The 17,435-nt window shown below is 63.6% G+C and carries 15 protein-coding genes; 7 read left to right on the top strand and 8 right to left on the bottom strand.

Annotation, left to right across the window (positions count from 1 at the left end):
- Positions 1 to 63: 63 nt before the first annotated feature.
- Both QCE79_RS09620 and QCE79_RS09615 read right to left on the bottom strand, forming a co-directional pair.
- Positions 64 to 1,107, bottom strand: coding sequence for a PHB depolymerase family esterase (locus tag QCE79_RS09620; RefSeq protein ID WP_250526102.1), 1,044 nt, complete (start codon positions 1,105 to 1,107; stop codon positions 64 to 66).
- A gap of 38 nt (positions 1,108 to 1,145) precedes the next feature.
- Entirely contained in the window at positions 1,146 to 1,568 is a 423-nt protein-coding gene (locus tag QCE79_RS09615) for a CopG family transcriptional regulator (RefSeq protein WP_244828079.1), read from the bottom strand.
- 368 nt (positions 1,569 to 1,936) lie between these two features.
- Between QCE79_RS09615 and QCE79_RS09610 the strand changes: the two genes are divergently transcribed.
- The gene (locus QCE79_RS09610; RefSeq protein ID WP_244825711.1) at positions 1,937 to 2,392 is read left to right on the top strand and encodes a hypothetical protein; all 456 of its coding nucleotides are present in this window, start codon (positions 1,937 to 1,939) and stop codon (positions 2,390 to 2,392) included.
- Here QCE79_RS09610 and QCE79_RS09605 read toward each other — a convergent pair.
- Entirely contained in the window at positions 2,292 to 3,596 is a 1,305-nt protein-coding gene (locus QCE79_RS09605; RefSeq protein ID WP_309843699.1) for a cyanate transporter, read from the bottom strand. The genes QCE79_RS09610 and QCE79_RS09605 overlap by 101 nt on opposite strands.
- Positions 3,593 to 4,783 carry an amidohydrolase family protein gene (locus tag QCE79_RS09600; RefSeq protein ID WP_309843696.1) on the bottom strand — a complete coding sequence of 397 codons (1,191 nt, stop codon included), beginning with the start codon at positions 4,781 to 4,783 and terminating at the stop codon, positions 3,593 to 3,595. Before QCE79_RS09600 ends, QCE79_RS09605 begins: the two co-directional genes overlap by 4 nt.
- A 130-nt stretch (positions 4,784 to 4,913) precedes the next feature.
- Here QCE79_RS09600 and QCE79_RS09595 point away from each other — a divergent pair, with 130 nt between their 5' ends.
- The gene (locus QCE79_RS09595; protein WP_244825706.1) at positions 4,914 to 5,600 is read left to right on the top strand and encodes a GntR family transcriptional regulator; all 687 of its coding nucleotides are present in this window, start codon (positions 4,914 to 4,916) and stop codon (positions 5,598 to 5,600) included.
- Positions 5,601 to 5,646: 46 nt separating this feature from the next.
- Here the strand turns inward: QCE79_RS09595 and QCE79_RS09590 are convergent, their stop codons facing one another.
- On the bottom strand, positions 5,647 to 7,209 hold the full coding sequence (locus tag QCE79_RS09590) for an acid phosphatase (protein WP_244825704.1): 1,563 nt from the start codon (positions 7,207 to 7,209) through the stop codon (positions 5,647 to 5,649).
- A gap of 243 nt (positions 7,210 to 7,452) precedes the next feature.
- Here QCE79_RS09590 and QCE79_RS09585 point away from each other — a divergent pair, with 243 nt between their 5' ends.
- The 3 genes from QCE79_RS09585 (at position 7,453) to QCE79_RS09575 (ending at position 9,834) form a co-directional block, all read left to right on the top strand.
- Entirely contained in the window at positions 7,453 to 8,796 is a 1,344-nt protein-coding gene (locus QCE79_RS09585) for a cytochrome c peroxidase (RefSeq protein ID WP_309843691.1), read from the top strand.
- Positions 8,797 to 8,949: 153 nt separating this feature from the next.
- Entirely contained in the window at positions 8,950 to 9,348 is a 399-nt protein-coding gene (locus QCE79_RS09580) for an RT0821/Lpp0805 family surface protein (protein WP_244825701.1), read from the top strand.
- Between the two features lie 36 nt (positions 9,349 to 9,384).
- A complete protein-coding gene (locus QCE79_RS09575; RefSeq protein ID WP_250465229.1) occupies positions 9,385 to 9,834 on the top strand; it encodes an NUDIX hydrolase in 450 nt (149 codons plus the stop codon).
- A 2-nt stretch (positions 9,835 to 9,836) separates the two neighbouring features.
- Here QCE79_RS09575 and QCE79_RS09570 read toward each other — a convergent pair whose 3' ends face one another.
- Both QCE79_RS09570 and QCE79_RS09565 read right to left on the bottom strand, forming a co-directional pair.
- The gene (locus QCE79_RS09570; protein WP_244825699.1) at positions 9,837 to 10,820 is read right to left on the bottom strand and encodes a transporter substrate-binding domain-containing protein; all 984 of its coding nucleotides are present in this window, start codon (positions 10,818 to 10,820) and stop codon (positions 9,837 to 9,839) included.
- A gap of 123 nt (positions 10,821 to 10,943) precedes the next feature.
- The gene (locus QCE79_RS09565; protein WP_309843684.1) at positions 10,944 to 12,653 is read right to left on the bottom strand and encodes a glutamine--tRNA ligase/YqeY domain fusion protein; all 1,710 of its coding nucleotides are present in this window, start codon (positions 12,651 to 12,653) and stop codon (positions 10,944 to 10,946) included.
- 373 nt (positions 12,654 to 13,026) lie between these two features.
- Between QCE79_RS09565 and QCE79_RS09560 the strand changes: the two genes are divergently transcribed.
- A complete protein-coding gene (locus QCE79_RS09560; protein WP_244825697.1) occupies positions 13,027 to 13,227 on the top strand; it encodes an ornithine carbamoyltransferase in 201 nt (66 codons plus the stop codon).
- A 16-nt stretch (positions 13,228 to 13,243) separates the two neighbouring features.
- On the opposite strand, the gene QCE79_RS09555 is transcribed toward QCE79_RS09560, so the two are convergent.
- A complete protein-coding gene (locus QCE79_RS09555; RefSeq protein ID WP_309843681.1) occupies positions 13,244 to 14,464 on the bottom strand; it encodes a CaiB/BaiF CoA-transferase family protein in 1,221 nt (406 codons plus the stop codon).
- A gap of 251 nt (positions 14,465 to 14,715) precedes the next feature.
- Between QCE79_RS09555 and alaS the strand changes: the two genes are divergently transcribed.
- Complete coding sequence (gene alaS / locus QCE79_RS09550) at positions 14,716 to 17,340, top strand: alanine--tRNA ligase (protein WP_309843678.1); 2,625 nt, start codon at positions 14,716 to 14,718, stop codon at positions 17,338 to 17,340.
- The last annotated feature ends 95 nt before the right edge of the window (positions 17,341 to 17,435 follow it).

Genomic DNA, 17,435 nt, shown 5'->3' with positions numbered 1-17,435 from the left:
CGTCGCGGCAAAGGCCGGAATCCGAACCGCGCGGACTGCGCCGCCCGAACCGTTGCGCGGCGATCAACTCCTCGGATGCGCGAGGAAGAAACGCAGCATCTCGGCGCTAGCGTCAGGTCCGGCCGGATCGGTGTAGGTTCCGCGCGTGCTGCCGCCTGACCATGCGTGCGGCGCGCCGTGAATGGTCCATAACTCCGCGATTTTCCCGTTGGCCGACTTCAAGCGCTGGACCGTGTATTTGCGTGCGCCGGCCATGCCGTCGTGCAGCTCGCGGTCGGAACCGCTTGCGGTGAAATCGTCGACGAGCTTGCGGGCGTTGGCGTAATTCACCGTGGCGTCGGCATCGCCGTGAAAGACGATCAACGAGCACTGCGCTCCGCCTCCCGCGCGCTGGTTCGCGGCGTTGCCCTGACCGCCGCGCATTGCTGCGAGCGCGGACGGCAGATCGTGCGCGGCACCCACGGGAAGGCCGGAGTGCACGCCCGCCGCTGCATAGAGATCCGGATAGCGCTGCGCCATGATCGCCGCCATTGCGCCGCCGGCGGACAAGCCCGCGACGTAGACGCGTTTCGGGTCCACGCGATGACTCGCCATGACTTCACGCGTGATTCCCGCGATGATCGACGGTTCGCCGCCGTCGCGTTGCTGATCCGACGACTTGAACCAGTTCCAGCACTTCGACGGATTCGCGCTTTGCGGCTGAACCGGATAGACGACGATGCAGTCGTGCGCGTCGGCAAGCGCGTTCATTTGCGTACCGGCCGCGAAGTCGTCGGCGTTTTGCGTACAGCCGTGCAGCATGACGATGAGCGGCAACGGCTCATCGCGATAACCGGCCGGCACATAGAGTTTGTAGTCGCGCTGACCGGCCGCGCCCGTGAAGCGCCGCGTGCTGAAGTGTCCGCGATCTTCGGCGTCCGGTGCAGAGGCGGGCGCTGGTTGCGGCGGTGCCTTGACGAAAGCATCCGATGCGTCAGACGCGTGCGTTGCGTGCGTGGCGCCGCGCATCGCGCGCTTGACGACCTCGACGGCGCCGCTGCTGTCGCTATTGCGAAAGCGTTCGAACGCCTCTTTCATGGAGTCGAGAAATCCTTCGTTCAGTTTCATCATGTTTTCCGTAGTCGTTTCCGGCCTGCATCGGCAGGTCAGCGGATTCGATCTGCAAGCGCCGCTTTCACAGCCGGCGATGCGTGCAGCGCACCGCGAACCAGTATTGATTCGATGGTGGCAAGGGCAAGTTCCGGGGAGACGTCGGCGGCAATGCTGGCAAGACCCAGTACCTGAATCTTGAGCCTTTCATTGGCCGCGCGCACCGCTTCCAGATCCTGCTTCGAGAAGTATTGAAGTCCCAGCACGAGGGCGCGCCGCGTCGCCGTTTCCTTGACGACCACGGCATGCACCGAGAGCTGATTGCGGATAGCCGTACGGATCAGATCCGTGCGGTTCGAATAGAAACCTTCTTCCACGAGCAGATCGATTTGGCCGAGATCCACCGGGCCAAGATTGATCGTGATTTTTTCCGTTTCGCCGCCTTTGGAACGTGCGGCATCCAAGATTTGCCTCGCCATGAGTTCGTTTCTTCCATCCGTTGACCATCCATATGGAGGGTTATAGGCTGGTTTCGAGAGCACGTCAAGAAAAAACGATATGTGCTTTTTCGTCCGATTAGCGCGAATTAGTCAGACATTTCAGCGGTTTTGCGCGCGGGGTCGGCATTCGTTCTGGCCCGCTTCCTGCCCTATGTTTTCTCACGTTGCTTCACCGCGCCGACGAACGCCCCACGGGCCAAGGCTCCGGCTGAAATTGGCTGGCCTTGGCTGGATTAACCGGTTCGTACAACACTTGCGCTGCACACCCAGGATGCATTTGCGCCCCAACATGGCGCATTGGATGCACCGCGTGTGCGGCTGGCAAACCTGTGTCGCCAGAGGATGACGTGAATAATCGAGCATACGAAACCAGTCCAGCTCAGTGCTCGCTTTGGAATCGCAAGAAGCTGCGGGTGCGGCCGGATGCGCGGCGCGTGCTCGTCGCGTACGCGGAGCGGGCGCTCGGCATATCGCTCGTGTCGTTGTTCGAGCTGAAAGGATTTCCGACGCAGCTTGCCATCGATGCGACATCGCTCAAGGGCATCGTCGAGGAGTGGCGGCCGCATTTGGTCTTCTTGGATACGCGCATCGGTGGCTGCGCCAACTATGCACTCGTGCGCGAAGTGCGCCGTCAGGACGACGACGCGGGCCGCCTGATCATCGCGATGAGCAGCTTTCTTCCCGAAGAGCCGCTCGGGCGTCTCAAGGAAGCGGGCTACGACGGGCATTGCCGCCGCCCGTGCCCCGTGTGGCAGATGACGGATCTGCTCGACGAATACTTCGCGTGCCACGCGGTGCGTTGAAGTCCGCACGCTGACGCTGCATCGCGCGCGCATAGCTCAGCGGGCCGAACACGGCATTGAGCGCGATCATCGCGATGAGGCTCGCCGCGAGCATGGCCCACGACATCGCGAAGCCGCCGCTTGCGTCGCGCACGATGCCGGCAATCACCGGCGCTGCCGCCGCGATCACGAAACCCACGCCCTGCACGAACGCGACGAGACGCGCGGCGAGTTCGGGGTCGTCGGCGTGATCGAGCGTCAATACGAGCGTGAGCGAAAACACGCCGCCGAGTCCCGCGCCGAGCAACGCCACGACCATAACGGGCAACGCGAGCGGCGCGTACAGCAGCAAGCCGAATCCCGCGAGTTGAGCGGCAAGGCCGGCTGCGATCCACGCGCGCCGGTCACGAGCGCGCCCGAAGCGAGCGGCCGCCATCGGCAAGAGCAGCGCGGACGACGCCTGAAACACCGTGAGCAACGCGAGCAGCGTGCCGCTTTCGCGGACGCTCTGACCGAGTTGTTGATAGTACGCGGGCAACCACGCGACAAGACTCGTATAGCCGCCGTTGACGAGCCCGAAAAACACGCCGAGCGCCCACGCGCGACGATTCGAAAAGAGCGAAGGCTTAGAAGTCGTATCGCGTGTGACGGCGGGACGAGGCAAGGCATCCGCGCGCATCAGAAGCAGCCACAACGCGAGCGCGATGAGCGCGGGTATCGCCCAGACAGCGAGACCTGTTTGCCAGCTTGCGAGCGCGGCCACGTTGGGCGTGATGCTCGCGCCCAGTCCGCCGCCCGCCATGATCGATGCGGAGTAGAGGCCCATCGCAAAGGGCAGGCGCGCGGCGAAGCGCGTTTTCATGACACCGGGCAGAAGCGCCTGAATGACCGCGACGCCCGTGCCCGCGACCGCCGCGCTTGCGATCAACGCCGCCGCTTCGCCCGCGAAAACACGCGCCGCGCCCGCCGCGACGATCGCCACGAGCCCGATAGCCACGCCACGCGCATTGCCGATAGCCCGGGTCAGCGCGCTCGCCCCGAATGCGCAGACGCCCATGGCGACCACGGGCAGGCCGGTGAGCAGTGAAGCGCCACGAAACGACAAGCCGGTGGCGGGCAGGATCACGTTCATCAGCGGACTGATCGACGTGAGCAGCGGCCGCAGATTCAAACCGATTGCGACAATCACCGCCAGCCATACAAGGTTCGATGCGCGTGCTTTCATCGCGTGAAGTCCGCGGGAATGATCGTGCCGTTCGACATCACGAAGCGGCGAGCGGGGCGCATGGCGACGGCCTGCGCGACCGTTTCGGCATCGACGAGCACGAGGTCCGCGCGCATGCCCGCGGCAAGGCCATAATCCGCGAAGCCGCAACCGCGTGCCGCTTCGCTCGATACGCATGCGAAGGCCGCGGCGAGATCGTCGTCGCGGCGCAGGTCGAAACGCATCGCGATGAGCATCGCGCGTTCGAGCATGTCGGGCGAGCCGAAGGGCGTCCATGTATCGCGGATGCCGTCGTTGCCGCCGAAGAGCGTCACGCCCGCCGCGCGCGCCTCGCCAAACGGCGGAACGGCCATGGAGGCGGGCGCCGTGGTGAGCAGCGCCACATTCAGGCGCGCGATGCGTTCGAGCAACGCGTGGCGCCGCGCATCGGGCAACTGGCCCAGACAAAACGCGTGACTCACGACGACGCGTCCCTCGAAGCCAAGCGCCTTTACGCGATCGAGCAGCAGATCCAAGGTGAAGGCGCCGAGATCGCCGGGTTCGTGCAGGTGAATGTCGATCGGCTTGTCGTGCTTCGTGGCGAGCGCGAAGGTGATGTCGAGCGAGAGAGCGGGATCGCCGTCGATGGCTGCCGGGTCGAGCGCGCCGAGCACGTCCGCGCCGCTTCGCAATGCGGTATCGAGCAGCTCGCGCGTGCCCGCGCGCGTCGTCACGCCGGATTGCGGGAACGCGACGATCTGCATGTCGAGCACATCGGCGAGCGCGGCGCGCGTGGCGGCGACGCCTTCCAGATGACGCAGGCCGGCGTCGGTATCGATATCGACGTGAGTGCGAATGCGCGTCGTGCCCTGACGCAGAAATGCCAGCGCGAGCGCGCGCGACGCTTCGGCCGCATCGTGACCGCTTTCGGCGCGCCAGCGCCGCTCGTTCTCGATGCGATCGACAAGACGCGGCCCCACCGCATTGCGATACCACGGCATGCCCCACGTGGTCTTGTCGAGATGCGTGTGGCCTTCGACGAAGCCAGGCAGCAGCAACATGCCCGCGCCGTCGACGACCGTATCGCTCGCGGCAGGCGTCTTTTCGCCATGCGGCGCGATGGAGTCGATGGTGCGCGCGCGCACGCAGACGTCCACGGAATCGCCGCCGAACGGCCGTGCGCCGATAATCCAGATTGCCGGTTCCATACCCGAGAGCCTCCTGTTTGGTTGACCATCTTAGCAAATATTGGTCAACCAAAATCGCGGCATCGCTGATAACCCGTATTTGCCGGGCACTCGCTACAATGCGGATCAACAACAAGCACCGCACGCATTCATGGCATCGCAAAAGGACATTTCACCGGAAGAGCGCGTCTACGGCGCGGTCGCTTCCGCGCTCTTGCAGGGCAAGCTCGCGCCGGGCGCGCAACTCGTCGAGCGCGAACTCGCGGCGGCGTTCGACTGCACGCGCGGCGCCGTTCGCAAGGCGCTCGCGCGGCTTGGCGCGGAAGGCAAGCTCACGCTCGAAGTCAATCGCGGCGCGTTCGTGCCGTCACCTTCCGTCGATGATATTCGCGAGGTCTATCGCGCGCGGCAAGTGGTGGAGGCGGGCATCGTGGCGAGCCTGTGCGGCGCGCTCAAGACGCCGCAAAAGCGTGCGTTGCGCGCGCACGTGAAGAGCGAGCAGCGTGCGCTCAAGGCCGGCGTCGTGGAAGAATGCGTGCGGCTCGCGGGACAGTTCCATCTGCTGCTTGCGCAGCTTGCGGGCACGCCGGAAGTCGAGGCGTTTCTCGCGCGGCTCGTCGCCAGGACGGAGCTGTATAAAGCGTTGTTCGATCCGTCGAAGGTGTCGAATTGCGCATCCGACGAACACGGGCGTCTCGTCGATGCGCTCGAAGCCGGCGATCTGCACACCGCGCTTGCCGTCATGCGCGAGCATATCGATGAACTCGAGGCGCGCGTGCTGACCGAGGCGGGCGGCCAGCGCAGCAGCGATCTGGCGTCGCTTTTCGCGGGCGCATGAAAAACGGGCCGCAAGAGGCGGCCCGTCGGTCAAGCTCGGAGACTTATCACTGCGAGAAGTTCATCGCGTTCGTCAGGTCGCCCATTGCGGGCGCGCCGTTCGCCTTCAACGCGGCATCGCGCGAAGCCAGACCCGGCAACGTCGGCAGCGAGAAACGCTTCGTGATGAAGCGCAGGATCGACGTCGTGTCGTACTGCGTGTGATCGACGAAACCCTTCTTCGCATACGGCGAGACGATGAGCGCCGGAATGCGCGTGCCCGGACCCCAGCGGTCGCCCTTCGGCGGCGCGACGTGATCCCAGAAGCCGCCGTTTTCGTCGTACGTCACGACCACGACCATGTTCTTCCACTGCGGACTGTTCTGCAGATGCGTGATCAAGTCGGCAATGTGTTGATCGCCCGAGGCCACGTCCGTATAACCCGCGTGCTCGTTCAGGTTGCCCTGCGGCTTGTAGAACGAGACTTGCGGCAAGGTGCCCGCGTCGATCGCCTTGATGAACTCCGTTCCGTTCGTGCCGCCGTCGAGCAAATGCTGCGCGCGGTTGGTCGAACCCGGCGCGAGATCGGCGAAGTAGTTGAACGGCTGATGGTGCGTCTGGAAGTTCGGCACCGAATTCACCGAGCCGCCGATCACCGAACGGCTCGCCAGCGCCGCGCCCCACGAACCGCCATACCATGCCCAGCTGATGCCCGCGTTGTTCAGCAGGTCGCCGATATGCTGCTGCGTCTGCGGCGGCAGCGTCGTCGCGGCGTTCGGGTCGGCAAGCGTCGGATCGCCACCCGTCGGCGGCGTGTTGCCGCTCGGCTGATACGGCGGCTGCATCGTGTTGATCGCGTAGAAGTCGGGCGTCAGGTTGCCCGAGTTGACGAACTTCGGAATGCCCGTGAGCGCCGAAGCCGGCGAGTTCGACGCCAGCGTGAGCGACACGCCATCCGCGTTCACCGCCGAGATCGACGCCTTCGCCACGCTCTTGTCGGCGTTCGGATAAACCGGCGTACACGCGCAAACCAGCCACTGGTGATTCAGGAACGAACCGCCGAACGCGCCCATGAAGAAGTTGTCGGCGAGCGTGTATTGCTGCGCGACTTTCCACAGCGGCAGCTTTTGCGGCGGCGTGCTGTAGTGACCCATCACCATGCCGCCCGAATCCGCCCATGCGGCGAACTTGTCGTTCTTGCCGCCGTCGATCTGCATCTGGTTTTCATAGAAGCGGTGATACAGGTCGCGCGTCGTGAGCGAGAGCGGCGTGTTGAAGCCCGCCGGATCGTCGATGGCGAAAGGCGCGTTCGGCAGATTCGCCGTCATCGCCTCGGTGACGGCAGGCGTCACGCCCGTTGCCGTCAGACCCGTCCAGATCTTCGGCAGGGTCGGCAGCACGCTGCCGTCGCGGTCGAGCTGCTGCGCGCTTGCCGCCGTCACGCTCTGCAAGCCGTTCGCGCCGGGGAAGCTGCCGTAGAGGTTATCGAAGCTGCGGTTTTCCGCGTAGATGACCACGACGTTTTTCACCGACGAGATGTCGTTGTCGTGGTGGTCGTCGCCGCCGCATGCGTATAAGCCGATTGCCAGCGCCGATGCGAGCGGCACTGCGCAAACGAGTTTCTTGTTCATCGAGGTCTCTCTTGTGTTGGGGAGCCGGCGCCGAATGCAGGCGACTTCGGCAAACGCCTTCAAGTGCCTTTTAGTGCCGGCGTGCGAAGTGTGACCACGATCAATTACGCGAACATGTAATAACGCTTTCGAATGCGTAAGGTTGGTGAAATAACCATCATGCGTTGCCCTCCATATGACGGCGTCGGCGCTTGTCACATGAGAGACACATGAGCGTCATACCCTGCGGCATCTTTCAATTTCATGCGTCCGCAATCCATGCCTTCGATGCGTCTGCCGTTCGTTTTATGTTCCCTGTTGCTGGTCGCCTCATCCGTCGCGTTGAGCGGATGCGATTCCCACGCGGCCGATCTGGCAACGGCTCCGGCACAAGCCGCGCCATCGAAAGGGCAGTCGCGCGCGGAGGTTTTCGCGCAAGTGAAGGCAATGCAGACGGTCGGCGAGAAGCTCTTCATGGACCCGTCGCTGTCAGGCTCCGGCAAGCTCGCGTGTGCGTCCTGTCATAGTCCGAGTCATGCTTTCGGTCCGCCTAACGCGTTCTCCGTGCAGCTGGGCGGCAGCGATATGCATCGGCCTGGCTTTCGGGCGGTGCCGTCGCTCAAGTACTTGCAGTCCGTGCCGCAATTCGCCGAGCACTTCCACGATTCCGACGACGAAGGCGACGAAAGTGTCGATGCCGGCCCAACCGGCGGGCTGACGTGGGACGGCCGCGTGGACCATGGCGCGGACCAGGCGCGCATTCCGCTGCTGTCGTCGTTCGAGATGGGCAGCACGCCCGCAAAGGTCGCAGCGGCGGTCCGGGCGGCGCCTTATGCGGACGATGTCCGCCGCGCGTTCGGTGCGAGCGTATTCGATAGCGACGACCGTCTGTTCGCCTCCGTGCTGAGTTCGCTGGAAGCGTTCGAGCAGACGCCGCAGAAGTTCTTCCCCTATACGAGCAAGTTCGACGCGTTCCTTGCCGGCCGCGCAAAGCTCAACGACGCCGAGATGCACGGCCTGCAGCTCTTCAACGACGAGAGCAAGGGCAATTGCGCGGCGTGTCATATCAGCCAGCGCGCGAAGGACGGCACACCGCCGCAGTTCAGCGACTTCGGCCTGATCGCCATCGGCGTGCCGCGCAATCGCGCATTGCCGATCAACAAGAATCCGAACTTTCACGATCTGGGCGCATGCGGACCCGAGCGCACCGATCTGAAGGGCCGCGACGAGTTCTGCGGACTCTTTCGCACGCCGTCGCTGCGCAACGTGGCGACGCGCAAGACCTTCTTCCACAACGGCATCTATCATTCGCTCGATGAAGTCGTGCGCTTCTATGTCGAGCGCGATACGAACCCGGAGAAGTTCTATCCGGTCTCGAAGAAGGGCGCGGTGCAAAAGTTCGACGATCTGCCGCGCAAGTACTGGGAGAACGTGAATACCGAGGCGCCGTTCGATCGCAAGCGCGGCGACAAGCCCGCACTCGACGAAGCCGAGATCAAGGACGTGGTCGCCTTCCTCGGCACGCTCACCGACGGCTACGATCCCGCCACCGACAAGAATTCGCAAAAGGGCACGGCGATCCAGGACATGAAGGCGGCATCGAACTAAAGCCCGCGATATAGCCCGCAAGGCGGCCGTTCGCCTTGTGTCATGCTATCCTCGTTGCGGCCCTCAAAGGCCCGAGCGCGCGGTTTCGCCGCCGCTCGTCATACGCGCCTCGTCTACGGCGCCGTATCGAACGCATTGCAACGAGGAGAATCTATGCCGATCGAATATCGACCGCTGGCGCGCGCCTGCATCCGGACATTGACGGCCACCGTGCTCGTCGCCGCGAGCGCTTCGGCGTTTGCGGCCAATCTCGGTTTTCTGAACAACACGCCCATCACTTACATGAAGCAGCGCGACTTGCAGGCGCTCAACCGCGCCGCGCAGACCGCGCTCGAAACCAAGAAAGACGGCGAATCGCTCGACTGGGACAACAAGGACGCGGGCAATACCGTGCCGGTCCACGGCACCATCACGCCGCGCGAGACCTTCGAAGACGCCGGTCTCAAGTGCCGCAAGGTCGAGATCGTGGCCATTGCGAAGGGGCAGACGCAGACCTGGACGCCGTCTGCCTGCAAGCAGGCGAGCGGCAAGTGGCAACTCAAGAAGCAATGACGTGCGGGTTTGCATGTTGAACGGAGCCGTCGCGCGATGACCGCCCGTACCGTATCGTGCGGCGTGGTGATCCTGAACCCGCGGGGCGACGTGCTCCTGTGCCACGCGACCGAAACCACGCATTGGGACGTGCCGAAAGGACAGGGCGATCCCGGCGAGGCGCCTATCGACGCGGCCTTGCGCGAGTTGCGCGAGGAGACGGGCATCGTGCTGCCGGCCGCGCGTCTCAAAGACCTCGGACGCTTTGTGTATCGTCGCGACAAGGACTTGCATCTCTTCGCCGTGCGCGTGAGCGACGACGAAGTGAAGCTCGAAGACTGCGTGTGCGAATCGTATTTTCCGCGCTACAGCGACGGCACCATGATTCCCGAGATGGACGGCTATCGCTGGGTCAGTCCCGCCGACGTGGACAGCTTCGCGAGCCGCAGCCTCGCGAAGCTCTTTCAAACCACGCTGTCATTGGCCGAACTGCACGACACACTCTGAATTCATTCGGCGAGATGGTCGGTCGGATTGGCGAACAGCGCTTTCATGTCCGCCGATAACGGAAACTGCAGATTGATGCCGTCCGGCGGAATGGGCTGCATGAACCAGGTGTCGTAGAGCTTCTTCGCTTCGCCCGAGCGCTGCATGCCGGCGATCACATCGTCGACGATGCGTTTGAACTCGGGATCGCCCTTGCGCATCATGCAGCCGTACGATTCATTGGAAAGCGATTCGCCCGTCACCATGTAGTCGCGGCGCGCCGCGCCTTCCTGCGCGATCTTGCCGTAGAGCAGCGGGTCGTCCATCACGAAGGCGACTGCGCGGTCGCTCTTGAGCGCCTGAAATGCCTCGGCATGATCGCGCGCACTGATGATACGCAGATTCAGCTTGCGCTCGATGCTCATCTCCCGCAGCAGCCGTTCGTCCGACGTGCCCGCCGTGGTGGAGACGGTCTTGCCCGCGAGATCGTCGTAATCGCGAATGCCCGATTTGCGCTTCACGACCATGCGAATGCCGTACAGAAAGAAACTGTTGGAAAACGCGACCAGCGGATCGCGCTCGGCCAGATGCGCGGTGCTGCCGCATTCCAGATCGACCTGATTGTTCACCACGTAGGAAATGCGGTTCGACGAGGTCACGACCACGTTCTTCACCGTGAGATTCGGCATGTTGAGCCGGCGCTTCACTTCATCGACGACTTTGAGCGCAATGTCGTAGGAGTAGCCGACCGGCTGCTGCTTGTTCAGATAAGAAAACGGCACCGACGATTCACGCGCGCCCAGGACGATCGCGCCGTTCTCGGCAATCTTGCGCAGCGTGGCCGAAGGCGGAAGCTGATCGACGGCGGCCTGCGCGGAAGCGAGCTCTTTCGCCGTGGCGGCCCATGCCGGAGAGCAGAAAGACAGCGCGGCGGACGTCGCGATACAAACGTTTCCGACAATGACCCGGAACGCGCCCGCTCGCGGCGCGCTTGAGTACTGCTTCATGGATGTCCTCGCTGGAAGCGCGTGTTGCTGGCCCTCTGTTTGTCTTGTTCGCACCGCGGATGCGGGACCGGACGCCGCCTCTTGCGTGCGGCGCCCGTTACTCTGCAACTAAAATTGCGACGCTCAGGCAGGCTTGCCCCAGCTATCGCGCAAGCTGACAATACGGTTGAACACCGGCTTGCCCGGTTGCGAATCCAGACGGTCCGCGACGAAATAGCCGTGGCGCTCGAACTGGAAGCGGTCTTCGGCGTTGGCTTCGCGCGCGCTGGGTTCCAGGAACGCATTGACGATGCGCTTCGAATCCGGATTCAACGCATCCAGAAACTCCGCGCCACCCGCGCCCGGTTGCGGCTCCTTGAACAGGCGGTCGTAGATACGCACTTCGGCCGCGTAGGCCGTCGCGGCGCTGACCCAGTGGATCGTGCCCTTGACCTTGTACGCGTTCGCGCCGTCCGTGCCCGACTTGCTGTCCGGGAAGTAGTTGCAATGCACGGCGATCACCTTGCCGTTCTCGTCCTTGTCCGCGCCCGTGCACTCCACCACGAAGCCGTACTTGAGCCGCACCTTGTTGCCGGGGAAAAGGCGGAAGTAGCCCTTCTGCGGCGATTCCTGAAAGTCTTCGCGTTCTATCCACAATTCGCGCGAGAACGGAAATTTGCGCGTGCCGCGGTCAGCATGATGCGGATGCACGGGCGCGCTGCATTCCTCGCTTTGTCCTTCCGGATAATTGTCGATGATGAGCTTGAGCGGATCGAGCACCGCGATTGCGCGCGGGGCTTTCTCGTCGAGATCGTCGCGCAGCGCGCCTTCGAGCACGCTCATGTCGATCCACGAATCGACCTTGGTCACGCCCACGCGTTCCACCATCAAGCGGATGCTTTCCGGCGTGAAGCCACGGCGGCGCACGCCCACGATGGTCGGCATGCGCGGGTCGTCCCAGCCGTCCACGTGATTCTCCTGCACGAGTTGCAGGAGCTTGCGCTTGCTCGTGATGGCGTACGTTAGATTCAGGCGCGAGAATTCGATCTGCTGCGGCAGCGGACGCGCGAACACGCCGTCGTCGGCGAGTTGCGCCAGGAACCAGTCGTAGAGTGGCCGGTGATCCTCGAACTCCAGCGTGCACAGCGAGTGCGTGATGTTTTCGAGCGCGTCCGATACGCAATGCGCGTAGTCGTACATCGGATAGATGCACCACTTGTCGCCCGTGCGGTAGTGGTGCGCGAAGCGGATGCGGTAGATGACCGGATCGCGCATGTTGAAGTTCGGCGCCGCCATGTCGATCTTCGCGCGCAGCACGTGCTCGCCTTCCTTGAACTCGCCCGCCTTCATGCGGCGGAAGAGGTCGAGGTTTTCATCGGGCGTGCGGTCGCGATACGGCGAGTTGATGCCCGCTTCGGTTGCCGAGCCGCGCGTGGCGCGCATTTCCTCGGCGGTCTGGCTATCGACGTAGGCCTGGCCTTTCTTGATGAGCAGCTCGGCGCATTCGTACAGCTTGTCGTAGTAGTCGCTCGCGAAGTATTTGTGTTCGCGGCCGTCCTTGTTCCACTCGAAGCCGAGCCACTCGACCGCGTCGATGATCGAATCCACGTACTCGACGCTTTCCTTCTCGGGGTTCGTGTCGTCGAAACGCAGATGGCAGACACCGCCGTAATCCGCGGCCAGCCCGAAGTTCACGCAGATGCTTTTCGCGTGACCGATATGCAGATAACCGTTCGGCTCGGGTGGGAAGCGGGTCTCGACACGCTGCGACCACTTACCTGAACGGTTGTCGTCTTCGATGATGTTGCGAATGAAATTGGATGGCGCCGGGGCGTCGTTGCGATCGGTGTTCATGCGAAAAGAAGTGCCAACGGATGCGCTCGCGTGTGATCGGTTCGGGAAACGTTCCTCGCGGCTCGGAACGCGTTCGAATGCTAGGTATATCGGGATGATTCTACCTTACGCAACCCGCGCGGGCAGGCGCTCGCGGGTTTCGCCGATGCCGCCTTTCCATGCGCCGCGGATCGGCCTGCATATTCCGGCTCCCGCGTTACACCTGTGAAGCACTTATTCGGTCACCGTAACGAGGGTAACGGAAGGTAAATCGCGTTGTGGGCGGGGCGCGCGGGCTTTTATGATCGGCTCGCCGGTCGGGTTGCAAGCCGGCAAGCGGTGCGACTACAAGACATCACAACGACAACACAACGACAACACAGGGAATTCGACCATGAACAAGATCATCAAGCTCGCGGCGGTGGCCGCGCTCGTGACGAGCCTCACAGCCTGCGCGGGCGTGTCGCGTCAGCAGGCTCACGCGGCCATCGGCGCGGGCGCGGGCGGGGCGCTCGGCTACGTGCTCACGGGCGGGCCGCTCGGGACCATCGCCGGGGCGGCGGCGGGCGGGCTGATCGGCGCGGGAACGCGTTGATACCGGCGTATCGCGCTCAAATCACCTTGCCCTTTCGCAACTGCGTAATGCGCGCATCGTCGTAACCGAGCACGTCCTTGAGCACGCTCGTGGTGTGTTCGCCGAGCATCGGCGGATGCGTGCGTGCTTCGGGCGGCGTCGCGCTCATCTTGATGGGGCTTGCCACGAGCTTCACGTCGCCGCCTTCCGGATGCGGCAGATCGATACGCATCCTGCGCGCCAGCACTTGCGGGTCGTCGAACACTTCACCGAGATCGTTGATCGGGCCGCACGGCACGCCCGCCGCTTCCAGCGCGGCGAGCCATTCGTGCTTGCCGCGCGTGGCGACCATGTCGGCGAGAAGCGGCACGAGCACGTCGCGATTGCGCACGCGTGACGGGTTTTTTGCGAAGCGCGGATCGTCGGCGAGATGCGCGCATGCGCCTGCCTCGACGAACTTGCGAAACTGCCCGTCGTTGCCGACCGCGACGATGATCCAGCCATCGCTCGTCTGAAACGTCTGGTACGGCACGATGTTCGGATGCGCGTTGCCCCAGCGCACCGGCGGCTTGCCGCTCGCCAGATAGTTGGTGTTCATGTTGGCGAGCATGGCGACCTGCACGTCGAGCAGCGCCATGTCGATATATTGCCCTTCGCCCGTGCGATCCCGGTGCGAGAGCGCCGCCAGCACGCCGACTGTCGCGTACATGCCGGTCATGAGGTCGGCGATGGCGACGCCTGCCTTTTGCGGACCGCCGCCGGGTTGTCCGTCGCGCTCGCCGGTGATGCTCATGAAGCCGCCGATGCCCTGAATGATGAAATCGTAGCCCGCGCGCTCCGCATATGGCCCGGTCTGCCCGAAGCCTGTTACCGAGCAATAGACGATATCCGGCTTCACTTCTTTCAGCGATTCATAGTCGAGCCCGTACTTCTTCAACTGACCGACCTTGTAGTTCTCCAGCACGACATCGCTTCGAGCGGCCAGCGCGCGCACGATCCGCTGACCTTCTTCACTTGCGATATCGACCGTCACCGAGCGCTTGTTGCGGTTCGCCGCGAGATAGTAGGCGGCCTCGCGCGTGTCTTCGCCATCGGGCTTCTTGAGATAGGGCGGGCCCCAGTGACGGGTGTCGTCGCCGGTTTCGGGCCGTTCGATCTTGATGACCTCCGCGCCCAGGTCGGCGAGCGTCTGCGCGCACCACGGTCCCGCGAGCACGCGGGTCAGGTCGAGTACGCGGATATGGCTGAGTGCTCCCATGCGTCGTGTCTCTCGTCTCGGATTTGGTTTCTGACCACGCGACTGTCGCATAGAACGGACGGGCGCGCGAGGGCGCTTTATCCGTCGCAGACGCCTGCCGCGCCCCGGTTCGGCACCGCGAATCCCGTATAATCAAAAATTACTCGGAATAGCCTTAAGTCTTGCCGAAACCCGCATCAGAAGGGCTTCAAACGGGCTTTACCAAGGCTTCGTCAGAAAACCAGCAGAACACGCAAAACGCCCCGTACGCCATGAAAGCCGCCGAAATACGCGAGAAATTCCTGAAGTTTTTCGAATCGAAGGGACATACGATCGTCCGTTCGTCGAGCCTCGTGCCGGGCAACGACCCGACGCTGCTCTTCACCAACTCGGGCATGGTCCAGTTCAAGGACGTGTTCCTCGGCGCCGAAGCGCGGCCGTACTCGCGCGCAACCACCGCGCAGCGCAGCGTGCGCGCGGGCGGCAAGCATAACGATCTGGAGAACGTCGGCTACACGGCGCGGCATCACACGTTCTTCGAGATGCTCGGCAACTTCTCGTTCGGCGACTACTTCAAGCGCGACGCCATCCACTACTGCTGGGAGCTGTTGACGAAGGTCTACATGCTGCCGCCGGAAAAGCTCACCGTCACGGTCTATCAGGAAGACGACGAAGCGTACGCCATCTGGGAAAAGGAAATCGGCGTGCCGGCGGAACGCATCATCCGCATCGGCGACAACAAGGGCGCGCGCTACGCATCCGACAACTTCTGGCAAATGGCCGACACCGGACCGTGCGGTCCGTGCTCCGAAGTGTTCTACGACCACGGTCCGGAAATCTGGGGCGGCCCGCCGGGATCGCCGGAGGAAGACGGCGACCGCTTCATCGAGATCTGGAATCTCGTGTTCATGCAGTTCAACCGCGACGCGCAAGGCAACATGACGCCGCTGCCCAAGCAGTGCGTCGATACCGGCATGGGCCTCGAACGTCTCGCCGCCGTGCTGCAGCACGTGCACAGCAACTACGAGATCGATCTCTTCCAGACGCTCATCAAGGCCGCGGGCCGCGAGACCCATACGGCCGATCTGGATAACAACTCGCTGAAGGTCATTGCCGACCATATCCGCGCGTGCTCGTTCCTGATCGTCGATGGCGTGATTCCCGGCAACGAGGGCCGCGGTTACGTGCTGCGCCGTATCGTGCGCCGCGCCATTCGTCATGGCTACAAACTCGGCCGGCGCGGCTCGTTCTTCCACAAGCTCGTGCCGGACCTCGTCGCGGAAATGGGCGCGGCTTACCCCGAACTTGTCGATGCTCAACAGCGCGTCACCGATGTGCTGCGCCAGGAAGAAGAGCGCTTCTTCGAGACCATCGAGCACGGCATGTCGATTCTCGAAGGCGAACTGGCCGAACTCGACAAGAAGGGCGTGAAGCAACTGGACGGCGAACTCGCGTTCAAGCTGCACGATACCTACGGTTTCCCGCTCGATCTCACGGCCGACGTATGCCGCGAACGCGGCGTGACGGTGGACGAACCCGCCTTCGACGACGCCATGGCGCGTCAGCGCGATCAGGCGCGCGCGGCGGGCAAGTTCAAGCTCGCGGCCGGCCTCGAATACTCGGGCGCCAAGACCACGTTCCACGGCTACGAGAAGGAAATCTTCGACGACGCGAAAGTCATCGCGCTGTATGTGGAGGGCGCGTCGGTGAACGAGGCGCAAGCGGGCCAGCAAGCGGTCGTCGTGCTCGATCACACGCCGTTCTATGCGGAATCCGGCGGTCAGGTGGGCGATCAGGGCGTGCTCGCGAATGCCTCCGCGCGCTTCGCGGTGGCAGACACGCTCAAGGTTCAGGCCGATGTCGTCGGCCACCACGGCACGGTGGAGCAGGGCACGCTCAAGGTCGGCGACGTGGTGAAGGCGCAGATCGACGCCATCCGCCGCGCGCGCACCGCACGCAATCACTCGTCCACGCACTTGATGCACAAGGCGTTGCGCGAAGTGCTCGGCGGTCATGTGCAGCAGAAAGGCTCGCTCGTCGACGCCGACAAGACGCGCTTCGACTTCGCACACAACGCGCCGATGACGGACGACGAGATCCGCCGCGTCGAGCAGATCGTCAATCAGGAAGTGCTTGCGAACGCGCCGGGCGTCGTGCGCGTCATGTCTTACGACGAAGCGGTGAAGGGCGGCGCCATGGCGCTCTTCGGCGAGAAGTACGGCGACACGGTGCGCGTGCTGGACCTGGGCTTTTCGCGCGAACTCTGCGGTGGCACACACGTGCAGCGCACGGGCGACATCGGCCTCTTCAAGATCGTGATGGAAGGCGGCGTGGCGGCGGGCATTCGCCGTGTCGAAGCCATCACGGGCGACAATGCCGTGCGCTATGTGCAGGAGCTGGATCAGCGTATCAACGCGGCGGCGGGCGCCCTCAAGGCACAACCGTCCGAACTCACGCAGCGTATCGCGCAGGTTCAGGAGCACGTGAAGTCGCTGGAGAAGGAACTGGGCGCGCTCAAGTCGAAGCTCGCATCGAGCCAGGGCGATGAACTCGTTTCGCAAGCCGTCGATGTCGCGGGCGTTCAAGTGCTCGCCGCGCAACTCGAAGGCGCGGACGTGAAGACGCTGCGCGAAACCGTCGACAAGCTGAAGGACAAGCTCAAGAGCGCGGCTATCGTGCTGGCTTCCGTCGAAGGCGGCAAGGTCAGCCTCATCGCGGGCGTGACGGCGGATGCATCGAAGAAGGTCAAGGCGGGCGAGCTCGTCAACTTCGTCGCGCAGCAAGTGGGCGGAAAGGGCGGCGGCCGTCCCGACATGGCGCAGGCGGGCGGCACGGAACCGGCCAAGCTGCCGGCCGCACTCGCAGGCGTGACAGGCTGGGTGCAGCAGCAGCTTTAAAGCGCGGCGGAAGTGCTTAAAACGGTCCGGTTGGCGAAAGTCACCGGGCCGTTTTTCATTACAGCCTGTCAGGCACATCTCGTGCATCTTCTCCG

It is taken from the genome of Caballeronia sp. LZ003 (genome assembly GCF_031451465.1).
GTDB lineage: Bacteria > Pseudomonadota > Gammaproteobacteria > Burkholderiales > Burkholderiaceae > Caballeronia.
Note: the sequence above shows the minus strand (reverse complement) of the source record. Positions and strands in the feature narration are given on the sequence as shown.